31 protein-coding genes are annotated in these 24251 nt (G+C 58.0%); 24 read left to right on the top strand and 7 right to left on the bottom strand.

All coding sequences use genetic code 11. The features are described 5' to 3' along the window. Window positions 1-34: 34 nt before the first annotated feature. The 6 genes from ABC336_RS06655 to ABC336_RS06630 all read left to right on the top strand — a co-directional run bounded on the left by ABC336_RS06655 (window position 35) and on the right by ABC336_RS06630 (window position 4157). Window positions 35-745, top strand: a complete 711-nt coding sequence (locus tag ABC336_RS06655) for an iron-containing redox enzyme family protein (protein ID WP_413237931.1) — start codon at window positions 35-37, stop codon at window positions 743-745. 39 nt (window positions 746-784) lie between these two features. Then, entirely contained in the window at window positions 785-2278 is a 1494-nt protein-coding gene (locus tag ABC336_RS06650) for an aldehyde dehydrogenase family protein (protein ID WP_413237930.1), read from the top strand. A gap of 18 nt (window positions 2279-2296) precedes the next feature. Continuing rightward, window positions 2297-2770, top strand: a complete 474-nt coding sequence (locus tag ABC336_RS06645; RefSeq protein ID WP_413237929.1) for a GlcG/HbpS family heme-binding protein — start codon at window positions 2297-2299, stop codon at window positions 2768-2770. Between the two features lie 79 nt (window positions 2771-2849). Further along, complete coding sequence (locus tag ABC336_RS06640) at window positions 2850-3527, top strand: GntR family transcriptional regulator (protein ID WP_413237928.1); 678 nt, start codon at window positions 2850-2852, stop codon at window positions 3525-3527. Window positions 3528-3551: 24 nt separating this feature from the next. Beyond that, window positions 3552-3836, top strand: coding sequence for a 2Fe-2S iron-sulfur cluster-binding protein (locus ABC336_RS06635; RefSeq protein WP_413237927.1), 285 nt, complete (start codon window positions 3552-3554; stop codon window positions 3834-3836). A gap of 21 nt (window positions 3837-3857) precedes the next feature. Further along, on the top strand, window positions 3858-4157 hold the full coding sequence (locus tag ABC336_RS06630) for a hypothetical protein (RefSeq protein WP_413237926.1): 300 nt from the start codon (window positions 3858-3860) through the stop codon (window positions 4155-4157). Between the two features lie 199 nt (window positions 4158-4356). Here the strand turns inward: ABC336_RS06630 and ABC336_RS06625 are convergent, their stop codons facing one another. Beyond that, a complete protein-coding gene (locus ABC336_RS06625; RefSeq protein ID WP_413237925.1) occupies window positions 4357-4698 on the bottom strand; it encodes a 2Fe-2S iron-sulfur cluster-binding protein in 342 nt (113 codons plus the stop codon). 99 nt (window positions 4699-4797) lie between these two features. On the opposite strand from ABC336_RS06625, the gene ABC336_RS06620 reads away from it, so the two are divergent. From ABC336_RS06620 to ABC336_RS06595, 6 genes are all read left to right on the top strand, one after another. Beyond that, window positions 4798-5601 (top strand): aspartate dehydrogenase, encoded by an 804-nt coding sequence (locus ABC336_RS06620; RefSeq protein WP_413237924.1) that lies wholly within the window; start codon window positions 4798-4800, stop codon window positions 5599-5601. A gap of 67 nt (window positions 5602-5668) precedes the next feature. Then, entirely contained in the window at window positions 5669-5758 is a 90-nt protein-coding gene (locus tag ABC336_RS06615; protein WP_413237923.1) for a MerR family DNA-binding transcriptional regulator, read from the top strand. Between the two features lies 1 nt (window position 5759). Continuing rightward, window positions 5760-6467, top strand: a complete 708-nt coding sequence (locus tag ABC336_RS06610) for a MerR family transcriptional regulator (RefSeq protein ID WP_413237922.1) — start codon at window positions 5760-5762, stop codon at window positions 6465-6467. 12 nt (window positions 6468-6479) lie between these two features. Beyond that, window positions 6480-6755 carry a DMT family transporter gene (locus tag ABC336_RS06605; RefSeq protein WP_413237921.1) on the top strand — a complete coding sequence of 92 codons (276 nt, stop codon included), beginning with the start codon at window positions 6480-6482 and terminating at the stop codon, window positions 6753-6755. A 252-nt stretch (window positions 6756-7007) separates the two neighbouring features. Next, entirely contained in the window at window positions 7008-7670 is a 663-nt protein-coding gene (locus tag ABC336_RS06600; RefSeq protein ID WP_413237920.1) for a M15 family metallopeptidase, read from the top strand. Window positions 7671-7856: 186 nt separating this feature from the next. Beyond that, complete coding sequence (locus ABC336_RS06595; RefSeq protein WP_413237919.1) at window positions 7857-8165, top strand: hypothetical protein; 309 nt, start codon at window positions 7857-7859, stop codon at window positions 8163-8165. A 325-nt stretch (window positions 8166-8490) separates the two neighbouring features. Here ABC336_RS06595 and ABC336_RS06590 read toward each other — a convergent pair whose 3' ends face one another. Then, the gene (locus tag ABC336_RS06590; RefSeq protein WP_413237918.1) at window positions 8491-9714 is read right to left on the bottom strand and encodes an alpha-L-fucosidase; all 1224 of its coding nucleotides are present in this window, start codon (window positions 9712-9714) and stop codon (window positions 8491-8493) included. 127 nt (window positions 9715-9841) lie between these two features. On the opposite strand from ABC336_RS06590, the gene ABC336_RS06585 reads away from it, so the two are divergent. The 9 genes from ABC336_RS06585 (at window position 9842) to ABC336_RS06545 (ending at window position 16847) form a co-directional block, all read left to right on the top strand. Next, entirely contained in the window at window positions 9842-10666 is an 825-nt protein-coding gene (locus tag ABC336_RS06585) for an AraC family transcriptional regulator (RefSeq protein ID WP_413237917.1), read from the top strand. 368 nt (window positions 10667-11034) lie between these two features. Further along, the gene (locus tag ABC336_RS06580) at window positions 11035-11328 is read left to right on the top strand and encodes a LiaF transmembrane domain-containing protein (RefSeq protein WP_413237916.1); all 294 of its coding nucleotides are present in this window, start codon (window positions 11035-11037) and stop codon (window positions 11326-11328) included. A 37-nt stretch (window positions 11329-11365) separates the two neighbouring features. Next, window positions 11366-12043, top strand: coding sequence for a PspA/IM30 family protein (locus tag ABC336_RS06575; protein WP_413237915.1), 678 nt, complete (start codon window positions 11366-11368; stop codon window positions 12041-12043). A 7-nt stretch (window positions 12044-12050) separates the two neighbouring features. Next, window positions 12051-12524, top strand: coding sequence for a PspC domain-containing protein (locus ABC336_RS06570; RefSeq protein ID WP_413237914.1), 474 nt, complete (start codon window positions 12051-12053; stop codon window positions 12522-12524). A gap of 1 nt (window position 12525) precedes the next feature. Beyond that, window positions 12526-13218, top strand: coding sequence for a PspA/IM30 family protein (locus tag ABC336_RS06565; protein ID WP_413237913.1), 693 nt, complete (start codon window positions 12526-12528; stop codon window positions 13216-13218). A 173-nt stretch (window positions 13219-13391) separates the two neighbouring features. Continuing rightward, window positions 13392-14393 carry a sensor histidine kinase gene (locus tag ABC336_RS06560; RefSeq protein ID WP_413237912.1) on the top strand — a complete coding sequence of 334 codons (1002 nt, stop codon included), beginning with the start codon at window positions 13392-13394 and terminating at the stop codon, window positions 14391-14393. A gap of 4 nt (window positions 14394-14397) precedes the next feature. After that, window positions 14398-15048, top strand: a complete 651-nt coding sequence (locus ABC336_RS06555) for a response regulator (RefSeq protein ID WP_413237911.1) — start codon at window positions 14398-14400, stop codon at window positions 15046-15048. Between the two features lie 723 nt (window positions 15049-15771). Beyond that, entirely contained in the window at window positions 15772-16167 is a 396-nt protein-coding gene (locus ABC336_RS06550) for a PspC domain-containing protein (RefSeq protein WP_413237910.1), read from the top strand. Window positions 16168-16169: 2 nt separating this feature from the next. Continuing rightward, window positions 16170-16847, top strand: a complete 678-nt coding sequence (locus tag ABC336_RS06545; protein ID WP_413237909.1) for a PspA/IM30 family protein — start codon at window positions 16170-16172, stop codon at window positions 16845-16847. An 85-nt stretch (window positions 16848-16932) separates the two neighbouring features. On the opposite strand, the gene ABC336_RS06540 is transcribed toward ABC336_RS06545, so the two are convergent. Continuing rightward, window positions 16933-17433, bottom strand: coding sequence for a hypothetical protein (locus tag ABC336_RS06540; RefSeq protein WP_413237908.1), 501 nt, complete (start codon window positions 17431-17433; stop codon window positions 16933-16935). A 398-nt stretch (window positions 17434-17831) separates the two neighbouring features. Next, complete coding sequence (gene mobB, locus ABC336_RS06535; RefSeq protein WP_413237907.1) at window positions 17832-18323, bottom strand: molybdopterin-guanine dinucleotide biosynthesis protein B; 492 nt, start codon at window positions 18321-18323, stop codon at window positions 17832-17834. 137 nt (window positions 18324-18460) lie between these two features. On the opposite strand from mobB, the gene ABC336_RS06530 reads away from it, so the two are divergent. Further along, a complete protein-coding gene (locus tag ABC336_RS06530; RefSeq protein WP_413237906.1) occupies window positions 18461-19783 on the top strand; it encodes a molybdopterin molybdotransferase MoeA in 1323 nt (440 codons plus the stop codon). 394 nt (window positions 19784-20177) lie between these two features. Here ABC336_RS06530 and greA read toward each other — a convergent pair whose 3' ends face one another. Then, window positions 20178-20657, bottom strand: a complete 480-nt coding sequence (greA, locus tag ABC336_RS06525) for a transcription elongation factor GreA (RefSeq protein ID WP_413237905.1) — start codon at window positions 20655-20657, stop codon at window positions 20178-20180. Between the two features lie 178 nt (window positions 20658-20835). On the opposite strand from greA, the gene ABC336_RS06520 reads away from it, so the two are divergent. Further along, window positions 20836-21267 (top strand): DUF6157 family protein, encoded by a 432-nt coding sequence (locus ABC336_RS06520; RefSeq protein WP_413237904.1) that lies wholly within the window; start codon window positions 20836-20838, stop codon window positions 21265-21267. Between the two features lie 147 nt (window positions 21268-21414). Here the strand turns inward: ABC336_RS06520 and ABC336_RS06515 are convergent, their stop codons facing one another. Both ABC336_RS06515 and ABC336_RS06510 read right to left on the bottom strand, forming a co-directional pair. Further along, the gene (locus tag ABC336_RS06515) at window positions 21415-22662 is read right to left on the bottom strand and encodes a hypothetical protein (protein WP_413237903.1); all 1248 of its coding nucleotides are present in this window, start codon (window positions 22660-22662) and stop codon (window positions 21415-21417) included. A 251-nt stretch (window positions 22663-22913) separates the two neighbouring features. Beyond that, entirely contained in the window at window positions 22914-23303 is a 390-nt protein-coding gene (locus ABC336_RS06510) for a hypothetical protein (protein ID WP_413237902.1), read from the bottom strand. Between the two features lie 118 nt (window positions 23304-23421). Between ABC336_RS06510 and ABC336_RS06505 the strand changes: the two genes are divergently transcribed. Then, complete coding sequence (locus tag ABC336_RS06505) at window positions 23422-24192, top strand: YwmB family TATA-box binding protein (protein ID WP_413237901.1); 771 nt, start codon at window positions 23422-23424, stop codon at window positions 24190-24192. Window positions 24193-24251 lie beyond the last annotated feature (59 nt).

Raw genomic sequence — 24251 nt, 5'->3', positions numbered from 1 at the left:
AAAATCTGATCTCACAGAGAGGAGACTGGACAACATGACACAAATCATTGAAAAAAACCGCTTGATGAACAAAGAGGAATTCCGCCGCGCATTGGAGCAGGCGATCGAGGGGAATGCCGTAGCCAAAGCTCCTTTCACGACGATGTGGGCCAATGGCGAACTGAAGCGGGAGCACTTCGCCCGCTGGGTGGAGCAGCATTACGCGTACGTCGGTCCGTTCGCAGAGTATCTCGCTTATGTCTATGCCAACTGTCCGCATGAGGATGCAAGAGACTTCCTGCTGCAGAACATGTGGGAGGAGGAGCTCGGCGGCGATCGCCATACCGATCTGCTGATCCGTTTCGGCGAAGCGTGCGGAACGACGCGGGAGCGGGTGGTGTCGATGAAGGAGCTGCTGCCGGAGACGATCGGGCTGCAGTCCTGGTGTTACCGGATGGCCTTCAAGGAGAATTTCCTGTACGCGACTGCGGCGCTCGTAGTCGGTCTGGAGTCGCAGGTGCCGGCGATCTATCGCCGCCAGACGCCGACGCTTCGCAATCACTACGGATTTACAGACGAAGAAGTGGAATTCTTCGATCTGCATATCGTCTCCGATGAGATCCATGGCGAGCGCGGCTATCAGATCGTCCTGGAGTATGCCAGGACGCCTGAGGAGCAGCAGCGCTGCATCGAGATTGTCGAGGAAGCGACGAAGATGCGACGGATGTATATCGCCGCGATATCCCGAGAGTTCGGGCTCGGCTAGACTCAGCAAGATCAGTAAAGTCCAGCAAAGGAGGCAACCATGCCAGTAGATACGGCAGTACAGACCTATCATAACCTGATCAACGGCGAGTGGCTGCCTTCCTCGAGCGGCGCCACGTTCGACAGCATCAATCCGGCGCGCAGCGGGGAAGTCGTCGGACGGTTCCAGGCCTCTGTCGAGGCCGATGCGGTGGCTGCGGTGGAGGCGGCGCAGCAGGCCTTTGCCGGATGGCGGCGGACCGCGCCGAGCAAACGGGCGGAGGTCCTGCATAAGGCGGCAGACCTGCTGGAGGCAAGGATCGAGCAGTATGCGGCGGAGCTCACGCAGGAGGAGGGCAAGACGCTCGCGAGCAGCCGTATGGAGGTGAAGCGTTCGGCCCAGACATTGCGATATTACGCTTCCGAAGGGTTGAACGTCAGCGGCAGCACACTTCCGTCGGATGACCCGGCGACCTTCGTCTATACAAAGCGAGAGCCGCTAGGCGTCATCAGCGTGATCACGCCGTGGAACTTCCCGATCTCGATCCCGGCCCGCAAGATCGCGCCGGCGCTCGCGACGGGCAATACGGTCGTCTTCAAGCCGGCTTCCGATACGCCGCTCATCGCCCTCCGGCTTGCCGAGGCGCTTCATGAGGCGGGACTGCCGGCAGGCGTCCTTAACTTCGTCACCGGCTCTGCGGCGGATACCGCGGGTCCGCTCCTGACCCACCCGGCAATCAAAGCCGTCACCTTCACCGGCTCGACCCGCGCCGGGGAGCAGATCCACCGGACCGTGCGGCTGTCCACCCGGGTGCAGCTGGAGCTGGGAGGCAAAAATCCGCTGATCGTGCTGGAGGACGCGGATCTGGAGCATGCAGCCGAGCTTGCTGTCAAAGGCGGCTTCGAGCTGACGGGGCAAGCCTGCACCGGTACCAGCCGCGTAATCGTGATGGACGCCGTCCATGACGCCTTTGTAGCCAAGCTGCTGGAGAAGACGCAAGCGCTGCGAATCGGCGACGGTCGTGAGAGCGCCACCGAGATCGGCCCCTTGGCCAATGCCCGGCAGCTGCAGACCGTGCTGTCGTACATCGACATCGGCAAGGAGGAAGGCGCGCAGCTCGTCAGTGGCGGGCGTCAGCTGACGGAGGGTGCGTATGGGCAAGGCTACTATGTCGAGCCAGCCGTATTCACCGGGGTGAAGCGGGGGATGCGGATCGCCAAAGAGGAGATCTTCGGCCCGGTCATCGCCGTCATCCGGGTCAAGTGCTTCAAGGATGCGGTCCGCGCTGCCAATGACGTCGAATACGGCTTATCGGCAGCGATCTGCACGGCGGATCCCGACCGGATGTCTTACTTCATCGATCATATCGAAGCGGGCGTCGTCAAGGTGAACCGTCCCACGACCGGCAACAGCATGAACGCCCCGTTCGGCGGGATGAAGATGTCCAGCACGGCCACCTACCGCGAATCCGGACGGGCGGCGCTCGATTTCTACTTGCAGGAGAAGACGGTCTACCATGGCTCGCAGCCGATCCGCTTCTGCTGCGGCAACTAGCAAAGGAGGCAGGCAGAGATGAGATTAGCGATAAAGCTGGAGCTGGCAGAAGCCAAAACGATGATCGAGGCGGCCAAAGCTGCCGCCGATGGAGCCAATGTGCTCGAGACGATCTGCATCGTCGACGACGGCGGTTGCGTCATCGCCTTGGAACGGATGGATGGCGCGCGCATTACCGGCCCTGAGATCGCGATCGCCAAAGCCTTCACGGCAAGCGGACACAAGCGCTCCACCCATCTGTTCAACCAGCCGGGCGGACCGGCGTCGACGACGGGCGAAGCGTTCGGCATTCATGTGATGATGCCCGGCAAATTTGCCATCTTTGTCGGCGGCTTTCCGATCGTTGTGAATGGAGAAGTCGTCGGGGGCGTCGGCATCAGCGGCGGCAACGGCGAGCAGGATACGATCGTCGGCACCGCGGCGCTCCGGGCGCTTCAGGAATACTTGGGCAGCGGATACGAGGTGCTGACGCAGGCGGATATCAAGAAGTAGCGGGACCGGGTTGGTGTTGTGAAACGACTGGCGTTTCGTATACACTATGGAGTAACAACCCAATTCGGAGGTATACGACATGCCAGAAGGCCCCGTGATCTGGAAAGATGAAGAGCTCAGCCCCATCCGCGACAAGGTCTATGAATATCTGAAGCAAGCGATCGTCCACGGTGTCTACAAATCCGGAGACCGGATCGTCGAGCGCGAGGTGGCCGGGCAGTTGAACGTCAGCCGCACGCCGATCCGCGAAGCCTTGTTCCGTCTCGAGTCGCAGGGCTTCGTGAAGACGCTGCCGCGCAGAGGCGTCGTCGTCTCCAAGCTGTCGCCGGAAGAGATCGTCGAGATCTTCACGATCCTGTCGGTCACCGAGAGTCTGGCGATGAAGCTGGCTGCCCAGCGGGCGGAGGAACCCCAGAAGGACAAGCTGCGGCAGATTATCGCTGAGATTGAAGAAGCGCTGGAGCACAATGTGCTGCGCGAGGAGCATTGGCGGATTCATTTCAAGATCAATGCCGTCGTCTTCGAGGCGGCGCGCAGCCCGCGGCTGCAGGCGATGATCGACAGTCTGTCGGAGTATGTGCAGGCATTCGTCCACTTGGCCTATGAGCTGCCGGGGAGGCTGCGCAAAGCGATGGAAGAGCATCTCGATCTGGCGCGGGCCGTCATGGCGGGCGAAGCGGAGCTCGCGGAGAATCTGACCAAGATACATGTGGAGAATGCGAAGAAAGCATACTTGGAAGTCCTGGCCAAGGAGTAGCCAGGAAGAGTTGGAGGTGCGTCGATGCCCAACATCACATTGCATCAGCAGGGCGGGACATACGAGCAAGAGGTGCAAGAGGGCAGCAATCTGGTCGTCCTGGCGGGGGTCAAGAAGCTTCCCCACCTGAAGTATGGTTGCGGCATGGGCAAATGCACCAAGTGCACCATCCGCGTCATCGCCGGCGGCGAATCGTTGCAGGAGCCCAATTGGAAAGAACAAAAAATGCTGGGCGAACGGCTTGCGCAAGGCTACCGGCTTGCATGCCAGCTTTATATTACGGCTGATCTCGAGTTCAGCCAAGAGTAGCGATTAGGAGGGGAACGACCCATGAGCGATTATGTGCTGATGACGACAACCGAGCGGTACCGCACGGTGACCGACCATCCCCATCTGGAGAAGGTGGCGGAGTACGAATACCATTTCTTCGGCAAGAAGATGTCGACCTTCACCATCTGCAAGATCGTCGATCCCGATATCCGGATTACGATCCAGGGCGTGAAAGAAGTATTCCCCGACAACGTGATCCCGCTCAAGGTGTTTCCCAAGTCGGATACGGTGGAGGACATCGTCAAGGAGATCTTCGAGTTGGATCTGGACGAGGAGAACAAGATCGTTCAAATCAGCTGAGCCCTTGCGGCAGCAGATGTAGAGAAGGCCGGAGCAGGCCGGCGGCGCGGATGCCGTCCGGGTCTCTCCGGCCTTTGCTGCGACAAGCGGCAGCGCGCATGCCTGCTGCTTAGGCGCCAGGCCGCTCTGGCCCGCCTGGTCCAAAAGCAAGAAGGAACCGCGCTGGTGCTGCGGTTCTCCCAGGGCGGACGGGATTTCTTCATTGCGCCGCATTGATGCGGCGCTGGGCGATTTTGTTCAAGCGGGCCAGGTCTTCTTCTCCCCAGGCGATCGTCACGTCTCCCGAGACAAAGGTCTGGCAAGCCAGCCGATAGCCCTCGTCCAGCTTATCCTGTCCCAGCCGGGCGACTTCTTTCTTCATGATACGGCTCAGATTGTCCTGACCTTCAACGATCCGGACTTTGCATGTACCGCACAGGCCGCCTCCGCATTTGTAGGGGACGGAGCCTTCGTAGCGGATCGAGGTGCGGAGCAGATTGCTTTCCTGTTCCACTTCGATCGTCTTGCCGGATGTTTGAAAAGTGACGGTTGGCACGAGCATCCCTCCTTTATAGTATGGGCTCATTATAGCACAATACATTGGTTTATGGTATGCCATAAACCAATGATCGAATAGAATTAGAAAGGTGGATGATGACTTATGAATCGAATAGGAATTATCGGTCTGGGCACGATCGGCGAGGATGTGGCGGAAGCGATCCGCGCGCAGTCGGCTGGAGCGGCGGAGCTGGCGGCCATCCTGGTACGCGAGCGGAGCCGTTGGGCAGCGCACCCGCTCTTGCCCTGGATCGTCGAGGATGCGGAGGCCTTTCACAGCACGAAGCCGACGATCGTCGTCGAAGCGGCGGGGCACGAAGCGGTTCGGCTGTATGGGCGGGATGCGCTGGCGCGCGGGGCCGACCTGATCGTCGTCAGCGTCGGCGCCTTGGCGGATGAGACGCTGCTAAGCGAGCTCAAACGGACGGCGGAGGCGTCCGGACGCAGGATCATTATTCCATCCGGAGCGATCGGCGGACTCGACCGGATCGCTGCCGGCAGCCTGGGACCGATCGAGCAGGTGTCGCTGACGACCCGCAAGCCTCCGCAGGCTTGGTATGGCACGGTCATCGAGCAGCAAGTCGATCTGGCCGGGTTAACAGAACCGTACACGGCCTATGAAGGCGCAGCCCGTGAGGCGGCGCTCCTCTTCCCGGAGAGCGTCAATGTCTCGGCTGCCCTTAGTCTGGCAGGCATCGGGATGGACGAGACCAGGGTCAAGGTCATCGTCGACCCCGGCATTGCCAGCAACACGCATGAGATCTCGGCTAGCGGCAGATTTGGCCGGATTCGTCTGGAGCTCCAGAACACGCCTTCCGCTCGCAACCCCAAGACCGGCTATATCGTCGCGATGAGCGTGGTCAAGGCGATCCGCGACCAGAGCTCCGCATTTGTCATTGGGATCTAGAAAACGATCTCGCCTCTTGACCTTTACGTATACGTAACAGTTTATACTGAAGCAGAGGTGAACGCGGATGTACAGTGTAAATAAGATGACTAAACTTACCGGAGTCACTCGCCGGACCTTGCATTATTATGATGAAATCGGTCTGCTGACCCAATGAGGTGAGGGCAAATGGATACCGGCGCTACAGCGAGCGCGATCTTATCCGCCTGCAGCAGATTCTGCTGCTGAAGTCACTGGGTTATAGACTGGAGAGTATTAGAGAATTGCTTGCTGGCGAGACTTCTTCCGGTGAGGATGAAACTGCTGTCTGGGTAGCGTCCCTAAAGCAGCAGATCGTCTGGATCGAAAATATGCAGCGTGAATTGACGAGAAAACGGGTTCTCCTGCAATCGGTGATCCATGCGATCGGGACAAGCGGCAAGCTGCATGCCGCGGAGATCCTCGGTCTGCTCGGCCAACTGGAGCATCGCGAGGTGGAGGGAGAGGTCATCCCGGCGAGCTTTGACGAGAAGGGATTTACGCCGGAAGAGCAGCGCATCCTCAGCAGTCTGCCGGTGATGGGCAGCGCGGATCCCCGAGTGGAGGACTATATCCGGCTGCTCGGCGGCATACGCACCCTAATGGATAACAAGGCTTCGCCTGGGGCCGCAGAAGCGCAGGCGATGGCGGAGCAGCTGTACCGCTGGGCGCTGTCGATATTTGAGGGCAACGAGATTCTGCTGTCCAAATATTGGCATCTGCTTGCTCCCGGGGACAGCGGCAAGTCGCCAGTGTACGGTCACGACCAAGCATTGATGGATTATATCGGCCAGATGATGGATGTATTGTTGAGCGCAAAGGGGGACTCAGCCAATGATCAGTCGTAACGCGGCTTCGAGATGGTCGGCTTCATCGGTCTCAAGCGGGCATCGGTGAAAGATAGCTGGGGCAATTACGGACTGATGCTCGGAGCGTTCGCGATGAGCCTGATGTTGCTTTCAAGGGCGCTGGAGACCATCGCTCTCAGCACCGCCTATGCCGTGTGGGCCGGGATCGGCACATTGGGCGCGGCTGGGCTGGTGATCATACTGTACCGGGAATCGGTATCGCCCCTGCGGATCGTCGCCATGCTGGGAGTCATCGGCTGCATCATCGGCTTGCGGCTGACGGCATAACCGGATTTGTCGATAAGGCGCAGCGGCTCTTGCCGCACGCGGTTCCCAGCACCGGGTTTTGGCAGGCTTGTTGGATTATCACTGGATACGCAGGGAGATTAAGGAAGATGAAAAGCACAGGGAGGTGATCTTACGAAAATGATTAAGCTTTCTTAAGGTTTTGCTAAGTCAAAACTCAAACCCTGCCCGCCGAATCCCGGTAAGATAGAGACATCAAGCCGGACAGGCTAACATGAAAGGTGGCTGGGCATCATGAATATCAAACGAACCACAGCTCCCCTGCTGTTCATCATCAGTGCGCTATTGAGCTTCGGCGGGACATGGCATACATCTGCGAATCCAAAAGACCGAAAAGCTGCCCGCAACCGCGACTGGCGGCTGCGGCTGGTGAACCGATGGCATGCGATTCCGCAAGACTATATGATGGAACTGGTGCAGCTTCCCGGCGGCGAGTCCGTCGATGCACGGATCCGCCGGGCGCTTCAGCAGATGCTGGATGCCGCGAGGGCTGAAGGTCATTATACTGTAGTGAGATCCGGGTATCGGACGCGGGCAACCCAGCAGCGGATTATGGAAGAGAAGATCGCGGCCTGCCGCGCAGATGGACACTCGCCAGAAGCGTCCAGAGAGCTGGCCGAAGCTTGGGTAGCGCTGCCGGATCACAGCGAGCATCAACTGGGAATTGCAGTGGATATTAATGCGGACAAGGTCCGTTCGACAAACAGGGAAGTGTATGAATGGCTGGGGCAAAACTGCAGCCGCTTCGGTTTTATTCTCCGCTATCCGCGGGATAAAACGCATCTGACCGGCACGCGTTACGAACCTTGGCATTTCCGTTATGTGGGACGAGAAGCGGCAGAAGAGATGGAACGCCTGGGCGTCTGTCTGGAGGAGTATGTGGGAGGGGAGAAGTGACAGGGGCTTGCCTGCTGGAATATACTATTTAATAGCTGCCGCCCGATTTCAGACCGGGAGATTCCCGCTTGTAATTGACGTGCAGCTGGTCGCGCAACCTAATAACTGCTGCTTTGGCATCTTCGACCTCAGTCAACTTGGGTAATGAACGTGGGTAATGGATGTTAAAAGGAGGAGTGTTTGATCATGACCCTGTCACGGTTGTTAAAGTTTTTTGCAGGTTTAGCCGAATTGTTTTTGGCCATCCCAGTCCTGGGAGGGGCCCTGATCATTGCCAGTAATTACACGTTGCTCGGCATCATGCTTATCGTGCATCTGGTTACGTATGTGCTGTCCCGGTCCAATCATGAGCCGGCTTACGGCCCGGCTATAGGCATTGTAACGTCTTTGCTGGCATGGATCCCGTTCGTCGGCTGGTTCCTCCATTTGATGTCGGGTCTGTTCCTCCTGGTGAATGCGACCCAGCGAGGCAGCGGGCCAATCCAACGAACATGACATTTCGAGCTTATTTCAAGGAAAATTGAAAAAAACGCTGAATGAACTTGATTTTTCGAACTCGATTGCGTTTTTTACGTCCTATGCGACGAATGAATATGAAAAATCGAGTTCATAGGCTATTCGGGATGGGGAAGCGTGCGACACTTATGCTGTCGACACAGCCGCCCCTACCGTCGCGCCTCTTACCATCCCCCCCGGGCCCCTGCTGATCAAGCAGGGGCCCGGGGGTTTTTGCTGGCGGAGCCAGGATTCCCTGACCTAACCAAGCAAGTTCTACGCAAGCTGGAAGGAGGCGAAGGACGCCCTGCCCCCAGAGCGTTTCTCAGTATTCAAACTCCAACCGGATTACCAGCACCTCGCCGGGATACTCGTCCACAGGGATGGCCTGGATCTGCAGATACGGCTTCTCCTGCCAATACCAGGGCAGCAGCGCCAAACGCACCGGCAGCTCGCGGCCGTCATTCAGCAGTACGGCCCGGGTCGGCAGCCGATCCAGCGGCTTTAATGTCACACTGCTCGTCTGCAAGTCGCGGCAGGCATGGACATAGATATGGTTGCCTTTGCGCGTCAGCAGCACCTGGTCATAATTGTCCGATTTCAGGTAAGTGGCCGGATACGTCCCGTCGAACGCTTCCCGTACTTTGCCGAACCACGAGCCGATCGCGCGCAGGGTGGCAATGTTGTTCTCTGCGATGGTGCCGTCGGCGCGGGGGCCGACATTGAGCAGATAATTGCCGCCCATGGCGAGGATCTGATCGATGCTCTGCATCAGGAATTTGCGGCTGTAATCATCCTCGTCCGTCCGGTAGCCCCAGCTCTCGCGCCCGAGCGACTGGCACGCCTCTGTCGGCTTGTCGAAGGCATGCCCTTCCGGCAGTTCGCGTTCCGGTGTACTGTAGTCCCCGTCATCTGGCCCGCGGTTATTGATCAGCAGTCCGGGCTGCAGCGACCGCGCATAGGCGTTGAGCTCGGGATTATAATACTCCGCGACGTTCACATCCCAGAACAATTGGTAGATCGGACCGTACCCGGTGAGCAGCTCGCGGATCTGTTCCTTGACGTACGCATAGTAGCGGTCCAGATCGGGCTCATCGTCCGCACGCGGGCCGAACATCTCATGATGCCGTCCCTGGTTCGGATAATGCGGATGATGCCAATCCGGGCACGAATAGTACAGGCTCAGCGGGAATCCGCGCCTATGGCACGCCTCTGCCAGCTGTCTCAGCACATCCCGCCCGTAGGGGGTATTCATGATATTGTAATCCGTCTGCTCCGTATCCCACATGCAGAACCCGTCATGATGCTTGGTCGTAAAGCAGAGGTACTGCATCCCTGCTTCCTGTGCCAGATCCAGCCAAGCCTCCGGGTCGAAATGGACGGGATTGAACTCGTGAATTAATCGTTCATACTGCACTCGGGTCGTATCCCCGCGCCACAGAATCTGCTCATGCCAACCAGGAATCGCATATAATCCCCAATGGATGAACATGCCGAACCGGAGGTCAAAAAAACGGTCGCGGCTGTCATGGAATCGCTGTATTGTCACATCTAACGCCTCCCAAAAGAGTATTGAACCCATCATAACGGCTCCCGTTGACACCCGGTACCGGCTTTGCTAACCTGATATTAGTGAATATTAACCTTATTCCTACTAAAATAAGGGAGGCATGCTCATGCAACCCCATTCTCCCGATACGGAGTCCCTGGCCAGCGTACTCGCGCATCTGCAAGCCGATGTCATCATGGCCAACCTGCAGCAGGTAGACAGGGAGTGGCGGCGGGACGATTACGTACATAGCTTCAACCGGATGTATCTCATCCTGGAGGGGGAAGGCAAGGTCGTCGTAGACGGCAAAACTTATTATCCACAGAAGGATCAGCTGGTCCTCATGCCATGTCATGTCAGACAATCCTATACGGCTATCAGCGATCGGCCGTACTACAAATATTGGTGTCACTTCACGGCCAGGGTAGGCAACCGCGACTTGTTCGAGCTCTACCGTCTGCCGGTCGTGCTCGATCTGGACGATCCGGAGGCTGCGCAGCAGCTGTTTCGGACGATGATCGCACAGCAGGCGCTGCGCACCCCTGCCAGCGTGCTCCAGACGCGGGCAGCGATGATGCAGCTCATCGCGCTTGCCATCGGCCAGTCGCCGCCTCCCGAGCCCGGGGGCGCTGCCCAGCCGGGCAAGCTGACTCGGGTGGCCAGCTATATCGAGGCTAATCTCGACCGCCGGATGACGGTGGAGGAGCTGGCCCAGCTCGTCCATTATCATCCCAACTATTTCATCCGCGCTTTCCACGCTGTGTTCGGCAGCTCGCCGATCCAGTACATCAACCGCCGCAAGCTCGACCGCGCGCGTCAGCTGCTTGCCGGTGAGATGCCGATTGGCGGCATTGCCCGCGAGGTCGGCATCGACGAGCATAATTTCTCCTCCATGATCAAGAGCTACACGGGCTTTACGCCCCGTGAATACCGCCGTATCGTGAAACGGTAAGCGGGCTTGTCCAAATAAAAGCCTATGTGATTTTCTCATCTGCTTAGCTTTTATTTCTCCGGAATGAAACGCGCTGCGCCGTATGCATATGAAGCCAGTTTTGCTTTGCAAAACTCTTAGGCGCAGCCGTTTCACCTTGGCCGCCGCCATCCCCCGCCTTTGCAGGCGGTCCGGGCCTTGGCGAGACCCGGGAATGGCACCTCCCCCGACCTGAGTCTAGGTGCAAAAACCGCCGCAGGTCCGTTTTGAAAAATCCCGTCACACCCTACAATAGAGACATAGAAGCGGAATGACAGGCGGACGTGCCAAGCGGCCGGACGCATTCGGGCCGCGGATCCGATATACGAAGAAAGGTGGTGGGCACTGATATGAATGGCAAAACAGCGCTCGGAGTATTGTTGGTGATTATGGGTGGATGGATCGCACTGAAGATTTTGGGGATTACGCTCGGACCGATTATCGGCTTCCTGTTCCCGATCCTTCTCATGGGACTCGGCTACGTCGGCATCAAAAACGACAGCAAGCTGATCGGCGGCGTCATGTTCGCAATCGGATTGATCATGCTGCTGGGCAAGCTTTCCGGATTTTTCATGTTCCTGGTAGCGGTCGGACTGGTCGTCCTCGGCGTATCGATGTTTAAGAACAACAAACGAGCTTATTGATCCAGACAAGTATTCTTGATGAAGCGGAGGGCAAACGATGAGTTTATTCAAACGGGTGAGAGATATAACGGTAGCTACGCTGAATGAGCGGCTGGAGAAGGCCGAGGATCCGGTCAGGCTGATCGACCAGTTCCTCTGGTCCACCAGAGAAGAGATTATCCAGGCCGAGCGGTTGTACCAGCAGTACGCCGGCCACGGCAACCATCTGCGGACCCAATGGCTGCAGGCCGAGCAACAGAAAGACAAGCGCGAGCAGCAAGCGATGACGGCGCTCAAGGCCGGCGAGGAGCAAGTGGCGCGGATGGCATTGCAGGAAAAGGCGGCACACGACCAACGGGCTGCCCAGTATAAAGAGCTGTATGAGCAAAGCAAGCAGAATATCGACGAGCTTGAGGCGCATCTCCAGGAGCTGCGGAGTGAGTACCAGAGCGTATACGACAAGCGTGAATACTACTCGGCGCGGATGGAGTCGCTGCGATTGCAGCAGCGCATGAATGCACGCTATAATCAGGATTCCGGAGGCAATCCAAACAGTATGTTCCGCAGGCTGGATGACCGGATCAACGATATGGAGCTGGAAGCAATCAGCATGAGGGATCTCCGCAGAGCCGGGGAGCGCTTGATGCACCAGACGAACGCAACGATGCATTCGCTGCACTCGACGATCGAGCAGGAGCTTCAGCAGCTGAAACGGAAACTCGAAAAGGAAGGTTGATGACGTCATGAAGAAATTGTACCGATCCACAAGGGACAGAAAGCTACTAGGCCTGTGTGGGGGAGTTGCCGAAATGCTGAATATCGACGCTACGCTTCTGCGGGTGCTGTTCATTGTGGCGGTCATTTTCTCCAGCGGCGCAATGATCCTGGTGTATATCCTCGCAGGATTGGTCGTTCCGAAAGAACCGCCTGTCTATACCGGATTCGGCGGCGGCTTCGAAAACAGATACAACAACCCCTACGGCCCGGGAGGCCAAGGGTACTATAACTCCGGTCCTTCGCACAGCGATCCATACGGACGCCCCGGACCGGCAGACTGGCAGTCCCAGCAGCGGCAGCAGCCGCAGGGTGACGAGCGCTACGGCAGGAAGTCCTCGGATCTGGATGAGATGATGGACGACATCGAGAAGAAGGCGCTTCGCAAGGAGCTGGATGAGCTCAAAGCCAAACTTTCCAGATATGAGAAGGGAGATCGTTAAGATGGGGATTTTTAAACGGATGAGAGATATGACTAAAGCATCTTTCCATGAAATGTTGGATAAGCTGGAGGATCCGGTCGTCATGCTGAACCAGTACCTCCGGGATATGGAAGCCGAGATTCATCAGGCTGAAGTGACTGTCGCCAAGCAAATGGCTAACGAGCGCCGCATGAAGCAGCGCTTCGAGGAAGCGGCCCGCCATGTCATGGACCGGGAGAGCAAAGCCGAGCAGGCGCTGCGTTCCGGACATGAAGAGTTGGCTCGCAAGTTGCTCGAAGAGAAGGTATACTATGATCAGAAGGCAAATGAGTACAGCGACCTCCATGCACAGGCCAAATCCCAGGCCGATGAGCTGATGACGCAGCTGCATGAGATGAAGGATGAGTTCTACCAGCTGCGCAACAAGCGCAATGAGCTGGTGGCCCGGGCACAGATGGCCAAGGCCAAAAAGCAAATGTCCCAGCTCAGCGGCACGCATACGATCGAGAGCGGCAGCGCGGCTCGCGGCTTCAGCCGGATGGAGGAGAAGATCGTCCAGATGGAAGCGGAAGCCGATGTCATGCGCGTGCCTGGCGGTTACTACAGCAACACTAACCGTGGCATGAGTTCTCTTGATGCCGGCAAGCAACTGCAGGTTGAGGAGCAGCTGCGGGCGATGAAGGCGAAGCTGAATCCACCGGAGCAATCGGAATAAGCACTGCGCACCTGGAGTGTCGGGGCCTTGCCTCTCACTCCCGGTACCTGCAGGATAGGTAGCAAGCAGGCTTTGACGCCGGCTTGCTATTGCACGTTCTTGATGCGCCGTGCGTCTGGATGGCAGCATCCGCAGAGGAGAGTACATAAATAGTTTGGAAGGGGTGTGCACTCATGAATGGCAGCAAGCCGCCGGCCAAGCCGGTCAATCCGGTTCATCCTCCCCGGCGCAACACGGCGGAGACGATCCTGTGGCTGCTTGTCATCCTAGGTCTGCTCGTCCTTGTGCTGCAAGGCACAGGTTATTTGCCTTGGTTTCAATTGCAGGGGACGGCAGCCGTCATCGGGTTGTCCGTGATCGGCGTAGCTCTGGTGAGCGGGGCCGTGTATAGTTATCTGCAGAGCATGAAGCTCAAGCAGACGATCAAGCGGCTGACCGAGCAGCAGCGCAACCGGTTCCGGGGCGTCACGATCAACTCGGACGACGAGCCCGAGGAGACAGTGGAGCAGGAAGAGGAGAAGCTCCGCAACGAGCAGCTGCGCTTCACGGCGATTACCGAGGAGCGGCAGAGGCTGGCCCGCGAGCTCCATGATGCGGTCAGCCAGCAGCTGTTCGCCATCTCGATGACGGCAACTGCAGTAGGACGTACCCTGGAGAAGGACTTCGAGCGGGCCCGCCGTCAGGTCGAACTGATCGAGGAGATGGCTTCTGTCGCGCAGTCGGAGATGCGCGCGCTGCTGCTGCATCTGCGTCCGGTTCATCTGGATGGCAAAAATCTGGCGCAGGCGCTGCAAACGCTGCTGGAAGAGCTGCGGCAGAAGGTGCCGATGCAGATCACCCTAGAGCTGGATCCGATCGTGCAGCTGCTGCCGCATGTGGAAGACCATCTCTTCCGGATCGTCCAGGAGGCGTTGTCCAATACGCTGAGGCATGCCAAAGCAAATGAACTCATCATTCGGATCGAGCGCCACGGCAAGCAGCTGCGGCTGACGATACGGGATGACGGCATCGGGTTCGACATGGAGGAGAAAAAGCAGACTTCATACGGACTGTTGACCATGGAAGAGCGCGTCATGGAGCTGGGCGGCACAATACATGTTATCACGGCGCCCGGTCAAGGTACGGGGATCGAGATCTGGATCCCGATCATAGCGGAGGAAGGCGGAGGCGAATAAGCCGATGGAACAAGAAATTAAAGTACTGCTGATCGATGATCATGAAATGGTAAGAATCGGACTCGCGGCCGTGCTGGATACCGAGGACGGCATCGAGGTCGTAGGAGAAGCCAGCAACGGCATGGATGGGATCCGGCTGGCTGAGGCATACAAGCCGGAGGTCGTCCTGATGGATCTGGTCATGGAGCCGATGGATGGCGTCGAGACGACCAAGAAGCTGCTGGAGATTCACCCGGATTGCAAGGTTATCGTCTTAACCAGCTATATCGACGACGGCAAGATGTATCCGGTGATCGAGGCAGGGGCGTTCAGCTATCTGCTCAAGACCTCCCGGGCCAGCGAGATCGCCGACGCGATCCGGGCCGCTTCACGGGGGCAGTCCGTGCTGGAGTCGCAGGTGGCAGCGAAGATGATGAACCGGTTCCGTCAGCCCAAAGCGCCGGAGACGAAACCGCTCCATGAAGATCTGACGGAACGGGAGATGGATGTGCTCATGCGATTGGCCGAGGGCAAGTCCAACCAGGATATTGCAGATGAGCTGTTCATCGGCATCAAGACCGTGAAGTATCATATTACCAACATTTTCTCCAAGCTGGATGTCGACGACCGGACACAGGCAGCCATCTACGCCCATAAGCATGACCTCGCGAAGTAGCATCTACCGCGCGTTTGTAAGCCCCGCATCTTTCATTTGACTATGGAGGAGCGGGGTTTTTGCTGGGATTTTAATCACTCAATTTTCGCGCCCCAATGAGCTTCATTTTAAGCGAGGCCTATTTTTGCACAGGGGGAGGCTCCTGCTTGCTGGTCCTCGCCGCAGCCCCGCCCAATCCAGCCGGATGATAAGAGCAATAGTCAGCTTGTTGAAAGACATGTCCTGGCGATAAAGAAGAGGGCCCTATAAGAGCCAAACGCTATAAGAGCCCAAATGGTGCTTACAGCCTCTCGTCGCAAGCCGTTCAACTTCTAAGACCCGTACTCTGGTATATCGGAATACGCGACGGAAAAGTACGGATGGTCATTCCTTTGACAGTCGGGAACAAGCATTTGAGTCGGAAACAAGCTCTCTACTCTAACTCAGCGTCAACTCCAGCATTGGATGTCTGATTTACTCAGTTGCATTAAGGCTTCTTTACCGATTTCTGGAGGCGAAAGTTGAGTTGATACGTTTCTAGGGCCCCCGCAAAGTACCTGATTATGCTTCGAAGACAAGGCTCCACGTTGTGGGGCTTCTTGTCTCCGCCTTAAGTGCAGCACCGACCTAGACCTAAAGCTAGGTAGAAAAACCGCCCCTGGTCTGTTATGCCAAACCCCTTAACCCGGTACAATAAAGACATAAGCGAGACAGACAGCTTCAAGGAAAGGATGAGCCAACACGATGAAAAAGTTGTATCGCTCGACAAGAGACAGAAAACTGTGGGGCATCTGCGGCGGCATCTCCGAGATGACGGGCTGGGACGCCACGCTGCTGAGGATCCTGCTGATCGTCGGTACCGTGCTGACGCATGGCGCACTATTGTTCGTCTACGCCATCGCCGGTTTCGTCATCCCGAAGTCGCCTGAACCGCCTTATGGACTGGCCGGCATGGCGGGCGGAGGCAGCTGGAATGCCTATTCGAATTATGGCTCTGCCGCCGACCGCACTTATGATGCGCCGGAAGCCGCTCCGGGCCGGGTAGACCGGATGATGGCGGATATGGAGACGAAGGCGATGCGCAAGGAATTGGATGAACTGCGGAAGCGAATGGCTAACTATGAGAAAGGGGATAACTAATCATGAGTATTTTCAAACGTCTGGGAGATATGACAAGAGCATCGTTGAATGAAGCATTGGACCGCGTGGAGGATCCGGTGATCATGCTGAATCAATACCTGCGCGACATGGAGAATGAGATCTTCGAAGCGGAGCGCACGGTAGCTAAGCAGATGGCATCCGAGCAGATGACCAAACAGCGTGCGGAGCAAGCAGCCGAGCTGGCCGCATCCCGTGAGCAAGCAGCCGAGCATGCGCTCCGCGAAGGCAATGAGGAACTGGCGCGCAAGCTGCTCGAAGACAAGCTGGCGGCCGAGAAGCAGGCCACTGAACTCCGTGATCGTGCGGTGGAACTAAGCTCGCATACCGAGCAGCTCAGAAGCGATCTGGAGCGGATGAAAGAGGAGTTCGTCAACCTGAAGAACAAACGTCAGGAACTGGCATCGCGGGCCGAAGCGGCCAAAGCCTCCAGACAGCTGTCCCAAGTCATCAGTCAGCCTGTGATCCAGGCAGGCGGGGCATCGCGGGGCTTCCATCGGATGGAAGAGAAGATTATGCAGCTGGAGGCCGAAGCGGTTGTGAGCCGGACGACCGGCTTCGCGCCGACGTACAGCGGCACGCCGAGCACATCTGTTGACCCCGGCGCACAGCTGAAGGTTGATGAAGAGCTCGAAGCACTGAAGCGCAAAGTGAATAACTAAGCTGACGAAGGCCCGCTGTCCACCTGGACGGCGGGTTTTTCAATACCGTATAGGATGCCTGGGAGTCAGGCTGCAAAGTGCGGAATTAGCGGCAGAAAGGGTCGTTGGAGCTGCTCGCACCGGAGATTGCGCCGCAATAGCGGCAGAAGGGGTCGTTGGAGCTGCTCGCACCGGAGATTTCGCCGCAATAGCGGCAGAAAGGGTCGTTGGAGCTGTTCGCACCGGAGATTTCGCCGCAATAGCGGCAGAAAGGGTCGTTGGAGCTGCTCGCACCGAAGATTGCGCCGCAATAGCGGCAGAAAGGGTCGTTGGAGCTGCTCGCACCGAAGATTGCGCCGCAATAGCGGCAGAAAGGGTCGTTGGAGCTGCTCGCACCGGAGATTTCGCCGCAATAGCGGCAGAAAGGGTCTTTGGAGCTGCTCGCACCGAAGATTGCGCCGCAATAGCGGCAGAAAGGGTCGTTGGAGCTGCTCGCACCGGAGATTGCGCCGCAATAGCGGCAGAAGGGGTCGTTGGAGCTGCTCGCACCGGGGATCTCGTGGCAATAGCGGTCGGGCCGGCCATTCACCTCGCTCCAAAGCAGCACTTGGTCGCATGCTCGGCGGCATCATAACTTTTTGGTGTAACCTCACATTGAAAGTTGAATAAGTATGAAATTTCGTGCTTATTTCGGGCGGCGAGCCGATAATTGCAGAATAAGCATGATATTTCGTGTTCATGGCGGCATTTTGGTAAAATCGGGCCAAATGAATATGAAATTTCATATTCAACGCATCGCGGTTGGTGCATCGGATGCAGCATTGGATGCACCATCCTCGATGCTGCATTACCACGCAATAAGGCCTTTGCCGCAATTCCTTCAAAGCCCCAACTCTTGCCGAGTTACTGCTCTGGCCCTAAAACCTGCCTAGGGGCTAGGGAGTACAAAACCAACAAATAACGGATCGTGGGTCCGCTGTGCCTGTTTCGGGCAGGGTTTTGTCCCTAACCCATCTGGCCCAGCAGGAAATCGAATATGGCTTCATCCTCATCGCGGCTGAAGTTGGCGGTCTGCTCCGGCAGCTCCACAGTTCCCTGCGCCGCCACAACGGCAAGGATGCGGGTCGTCTCCTTCAGCAGCACAGCATCGTCCGGGCCGCGAAGCATGACGAGCTTGGGATGATTCGCTCGTTTGAAGCCTTCGACGAGCACGACATCCATATCTGTCATCCCTGCGAGCAAGTCCGCTAGCTCCGACGGCTGCTTGCGGATCCAGGCGGTCTGACGGGCAGAGGTGATGGCGACCGCATCAGCCCCTGCCTCCTGATGCTTCCACGTGTCGGTACCCGGATGATCAAGCTCGAAGTCATGGCCGTCATGCTTGACGGTTCCTACCCGCAGGCCGCTTGCTTTGAGATGCCGCAGCAGCTTGCAGAGCAGCGTAGTCTTGCCGGCGTTTTTGTAGCCGACGATCTGGACGACAAAGGGCATGGACATACCGATTCTCCTTCCGTTTTACTGGTGCCATTGTACCTCAAACTCGGGTGATGGGAAATGGCGGCGGGCGGAATAGTCAGCTTTTATTTTGGGGCTGCGGCCATTTCTGGTATGATATGAGAAAAGCGCAAGAGGGGATGTTGGATGTGGGGGAAGAGGAACTTTCACGCTTTAATCGCCGTGCCGTCCCCGTCGGGGAGGCGCAGCAGCTGCTGCTGAGCAGGCTGAGCGGGGTGGAGACGTCCCGGCCGGTGGAGCATGCGGCGCTATGGGAGAGCGGCGGCCGCAGGCTCGCCCAGGCGCTGACGGCGACGTCGGACTGGCCGCCGTTTCCGCGGGCGGGGCTTGACGGCTTCGCCATCCGCAGCGCCGATGTGCTGGAGGCGTCAGCGCGCGAGCCGGTGACGCTGCGGGTGATCGACGCGATCGCGGCGGGAGAGGTCTCCCGCGCGATCGTCGAGCCCGGCACGGCCGTGCGCCTGATGACCGGCGCAGCGGTGCCTGAGGGCGCGGACGCCGTCGTCATGCTGGAGCAGACGGCGCACGCGCTGCTGGCCGGGGCGGCGGCGGTGCAGGTGAAGCACGCCGCCGCCCCCGGCCAGCATATGGCGCAGCCCGGCGAGGAGTTCCGCCTGGGCGGCGCCCTGGCCGGGCCCGGCACGCTGATCACGCCGGGCCATATCGCAGTCTTCGGCACCTTCGGGTATGCCGAAGTGGCGGTCTTTGCGAAGCCGCGCATCGCGGTCTTCGCGACCGGAGGCGAGCTGCTGCCGGTGGGCGCGCAGCTCGAACCGGGCCGCATCCGCGACAGCAACAGCGCGATGCTGGCGGCGCTGGTCGCGCGCAGCGGCGGCGAGCCGGTGCTGTTCGGGGCGCTGCCGGACAGGCTCGACCAGATCGTCGCGGCGATCGATGTTGCGCTCACCTCCTGCGACGGCGTGATGACAACCGGCGGTGTCTCGGTCGGCGACTACGATGTCATGGCGGAGCTGATGAGCAGCATCGCCGAGACGGGCGAATATAGCCGTATGCCATCGCAGGTGCTGTTTACCAAAGTAGCCATGCGTCCCGGCAGCCCGACCTCTGCCGCGATGATCGGGGACAAGCCGTTGCTCGCTCTCTCGGGCAATCCGGGAGCCTGCTTCGTCGGCTTCGAGCTGTTCGGCCGTCCGCTGATCCGGCAGCTGCTGGGCGACGACATGCCGCTCCCGGCATCGCTGCAAGCGGAACTGGGGCACGGCATCGATAAGGGCAGCCCGCATGAGCGGTTCGTCCGCTGCCGGCTGCGGGTAAGCGACGGGCGTCTGCAAGCGGACCCGCTCGGCTACGGCAAGTCCGGTATGATGGCCTCTCTGCCGGCATCCGAAGGCTTGATCCGCGTACCTTCGGGCTCCCGAGGGGCTGCTGCGGGCGACCAAGTGGAGGTACTGCTGCTGCGAGACGCACCGATGGAACAGTAACTGATCAACCGAACTTTTTCTATTGACATCAAGGTGAAACTTCTACGCCTAAGAGATTTGCAAAGCCAAACTAGCTACATAAGCACAAGCGTCGCAGGTTTCATTCATCAGTGGTGCCGCGCAAGCGGCATGAGCGTCTTGTATTCAAAAAAAGGGCCCGGGGGCCCTTTTTATTGTTTGGTCACCCCCCCTCGAGAGGACGGAGTAGCCGCTAATTCGAACAATGACGTGTTTGTGGCAGCACTTTCGGACAGAGGGTACGCTATCTGTCTGGTAACAGCGCATTTATGCCTCAATCCCAGCAATAGCGGAACGTGTGTCCGGCGAAGTAGCATAGAGCCGGGGTTGGTTACAAATAGACGCTAACGTGTCCGTCCCAGTCGCCCATCCCGTCCTAACCTTCCTTGAACGCCAGCAGCTCGTATGTGATGACGCCCATCGGGGCGCTGACATTTACTTTGTCTCCGACTTTCTTGCCGATCAGCTCTTTGCCGAGCGGGCTCTCGTACGAGATCTTGTTATCGGCCACATCCGCTTCCACCGGGCTTACGATCTGGTACTCGATGTTTTCCTTGAACTCGAGGTCATGCAGCGTGACAGCGCTGCCGACACTGACCACACCGGCAGCCCTGCTGCTGGCGTCGACTACTTTGGCGGTCTTGAGCATCCGCTCCAGCTGCAGGATTCGCGTCTCCATGAAAGCCTGGTCGTCCTTGGCTGAGTGGTACTCGCTGTTTTCCTTCAGATCACCGTAACTGATCGCTACTTTGAGGCGTTCGGCGAGCTCCTTGCGCTTGACCGTTTTCAACTCCTGCAGCTCGTCTTCGAGCTTGGCCAGCCCTTCCGGCGTCAGGATCAGTTCATCTTTCTCCACGTGTGCAGCAACCGCCCTTCTTGTTTGTCTTTGGCTGTCCAAAGAGTGTTATGTGCTGCTCCTATTGTATACTATAAGTCTGTTCGAAGCCAAGATGATCCGTGACCGCAGGGCTAAGTATACGACTTGACGAAGGATGATAATCCAGGTTTACTTGAGATTGAGGTGATCAAATCGGATGGATACCAATTATTATGGTACGTTTATCGCGGTCGCGGAGGATTGTCCTGCAGAGCAAGGCGTCGTCCCCCCAACAAGAGGCGGATCAAAGACCAAGGCAGGCATCGAGTATGAGCTGGCCGCAGCCAATCCTTATCGTTATACATCAGACGAGTTGCTTATCGAAACCCATATCCGCCACAAAGGGATGACGGAGGAGGAGCTGCTGCAGCAAGGCGAGGCGATTAAAGCTGCTTTTACGAGCAAGCCTCAGCCTTGCCTGCGCGCGTCCATGCTGCCCAAAAAATTCGGCTGGGGCATTCATTTCGATAGCAAGGGAAGGTTGGCGTTGTACCCGGTGGAGTCTGCGGAGTACCGCGCTTTCGTCGACGGCAGCCGCCCGGACACCAAAGTGCTTCGGGCAATGCGCAACAAAAAGAAAAGCACATGAAGAGCGCCAACTGATCCATACGGCAGTCTGTTGTGGCTGAAATGTTGGAGATTACGGCTGTGTAGGGTGACCGGATCAACCAAAATAGCGATGTCCCTAGCGGACACCGCTATTTGTTCTGCATTAGAAGCGCACGGCTCCTATATGTCAGGCTTGTTCGTTGATCATCCAGCCGCTGTGGGGCATATGCCAGTATGCCTGCATGGAGGCTTCGTAAAGCGTAAACTGGTGCATCAGGTGATCTGCGGGGTTCATCATCTCGCGGGCGGGCAGCTCGCTCAGCTGGCGGAGCATCTGCTCCATCCGCGCAGCCCAGCCGTAAGGACCGCCAAGCTCGCGCTCGACTTTGCCGGGATCTGCCGCCAATGCTGCTCTGAGAGTTGCTTCGTCAAGCGACCAACTGCTATCCTCCTTGCGGAGGAAGCCCAGCTGGGCATAGGCCGGGTCGGACATGACGCTCTCCAGCCGTAGTCTGAGCTCCGGATTGAGGGACTCGGTTACCTCGGTCTCCAGACAGACCAGGGGCCGTAATCTGTCCATAAGGCTCTGGATCCGTATGACGATGGCGTCCGTATCCTGGGCAACCCGCACCGTTATCGGCTGCTCAGCGGATGCTGCCAGCTGCAGCTTCACTCGGCCAGCGTCCAGAATGAGCTCGCTGCCGCGAGCCTCCTGGATCGGACCGCCGTCGATCTGTACACGGGCATGCTCTGCAGCCAGGGAGCGCCTGCCTGCGCCGATGGCCGCGATGATGGATCCGTGGGCGTCACTTAGCCGGAAGCTGTGCGCGGCTTTGACCTCCAACGCCAACAGCTCCCTGGCGCTGTCGGCCAGGATGTCGACGTCCAGGCCAATATCCGCTTGCCGGATCGTCTGCTGCAGCTTGGCCAAGATATGCCCGTTGGTGTCTGCTGCGTTAACATCGATGGTGAGCCGGGTGGTATGCTCGCCGACCACGGCCTCGAAGATATGACGCCCGGGCTCTGCGATGGAGATGCCGTCCTGTGCCAGGTCATAGCTGCAGATCGACTCTGTCCGCGCCGGTGACACGATATGGATCGTATAGGTATGCAATTGGGCTCCTCGGCTGACGCTTCCAGCCAGGCAGCTATCTGATGATGAAGACAATTGCCGTTCCTTCCAGGGGGAGGTATGTGCATGCAGGAAGCTGTGGAGCTCCTGAAGCATCTGGTCGCTTGCCTCACGCCATTCGCGGACGCTATCCGCTGCCGAACGAAGCGTGCGGGCCCAGGTGCCCTTGCCGAAGTAGGAATTGCTATTAAAAGGAGAAATCAGCGATTCCTCATATTGCTGCGGATATGTGGCGTAAGGCATGACCGGTGACACCCGGCTTGCATATTCGGTCCGGGAGATGCTCCTTGCAGAATGTACCATGCGTGCACCCGCCTTCCATGAGGGATAACCTTGCTCTATCCTATACTTAACCCCTTTAGGGATAATTTTACCACTTCCCATAAAAAATGTTGAGCGGCCGCATCAAATGATTAGATGACAGGAAGGAAAATACAAGTTTGAATGGAAATTGTATAGACGCTGAGCAAGCGAGCACATGCTAGCCTAGCAGCTGCACGTACTCGCCCCGTATTGATCATGACAGTACCCTGCTCCAACATGACAGTCCCCAGCTACAATAAGAGGAAGAGGAAGGCCAGCAGGCCAAGCTCCAGTGCGAGCGGCGGGCCAAAGGGATAATACGGCCTTGGGCCATAGCCGGGATAAGGGCCGTAGGGATAGAAAGCCTGTGTTTGAGCAGTGGTATTCTCAGCGGCTTTCTTGCGGTTTTTGGCGTTTTTTTTCTTCTCCGGCTTGGCGGCGCTGATATCGGCCCCATAGCTGTGATGTGCGTGTCCCGGATGACCGGAACTGTCTGACGGATGGTCATTAAGCATCAGTCTGCCGCCCTTGCAGGAGCTGAGCACACCGACGTAGCGGCTGCCGTCCTTCATGACTGCGCATACGACCTGACCGCAGAACTGGTTGATCCGCTCCTCGTGGAGCGGAAAAATGGGTTCCATGCGTTGACACCTCCCAGTGCTTCTGCGAGCAGTATATTCACCCGGGGGCGAATGTGTATGGTCAAATACCCAGGAAGTAAAAAGGCGTTTGCAACCAACGATGGAGGAGGAGATGGCAATGGCAATGGCAGATCATCCACAGGTGTCCAAACGGTGGCGTGGTGTCTGGCTGGCGCTGCTGGTATTAATCGCTGGCGCGATCTGGCTGGTGCGACAGGAAAGCCCTATTCCCGCCGGCAGCCAGCCGGCTGTGTCTCTGCCGGAGACGGTGAAGCAGGTCCGGGAATGGATCGACCCCTGGCTGACTGGAGGCGTTGCAAGCGCCGAATGGTCGTACCGCTGGGACGGACAGGCGACCGGAGCCGGGCTGTCGGCGTTAGGGGAGCGTCTGGGGCTGCCCCCCGCTGCACAGACGAGCGAAGGTTATGTCTCCCGCCGTCAAATCGGGGAGGCTTCCTGGACATTATGGCATGACGAGCCTCAGTTCGTGCATCAGGAAGACGACGTTCTAGCATTTGTCCTGCTGCTGGAAATGCCGCCGGGGCTCTCGCGCGAGGAGCTGGCAGAGCTGGCGGATCGCACGGCAACGGGGGTGGCGGAAGGAGGGATCGAGGCGAGATGGTCGCTATCGTTCCGCGGCGTCTCCGATTCGGAGGAGACGGTGCAGCGGATCGCGGACGCGGCAGGCGCCAGGCTCGTAGAGCGGTATGAGGATAGTGGTTCGTCGAGCAGCACATACTATACGGATCGTGTGCAGCGTTCGGCGTTCAGCGGTGAAGCCCGGGTCAACCTGCAGCTTGCCAGCCATTATGACCGGCTCTCGGGGCGTTATACGATTGCCGGCGGTATTCCTCTGATTACTGGTGATTACAGCGCCCGCGATTACTAGAGCAGAGTGGGGCAGTCATCCGTATTTTTTTATAATGCCTCAATAGCACTTCCCCATCA

Origin of the sequence: Paenibacillus jepli, from assembly GCF_047238105.1 — a bacterium.
Taxonomy (GTDB): Bacteria; Bacillota; Bacilli; order Paenibacillales; family Paenibacillaceae; genus Paenibacillus_D.
The sequence above is the reverse complement of the archived record's forward strand: the minus strand, read 5'-3'. Positions and strand labels throughout refer to the sequence as shown.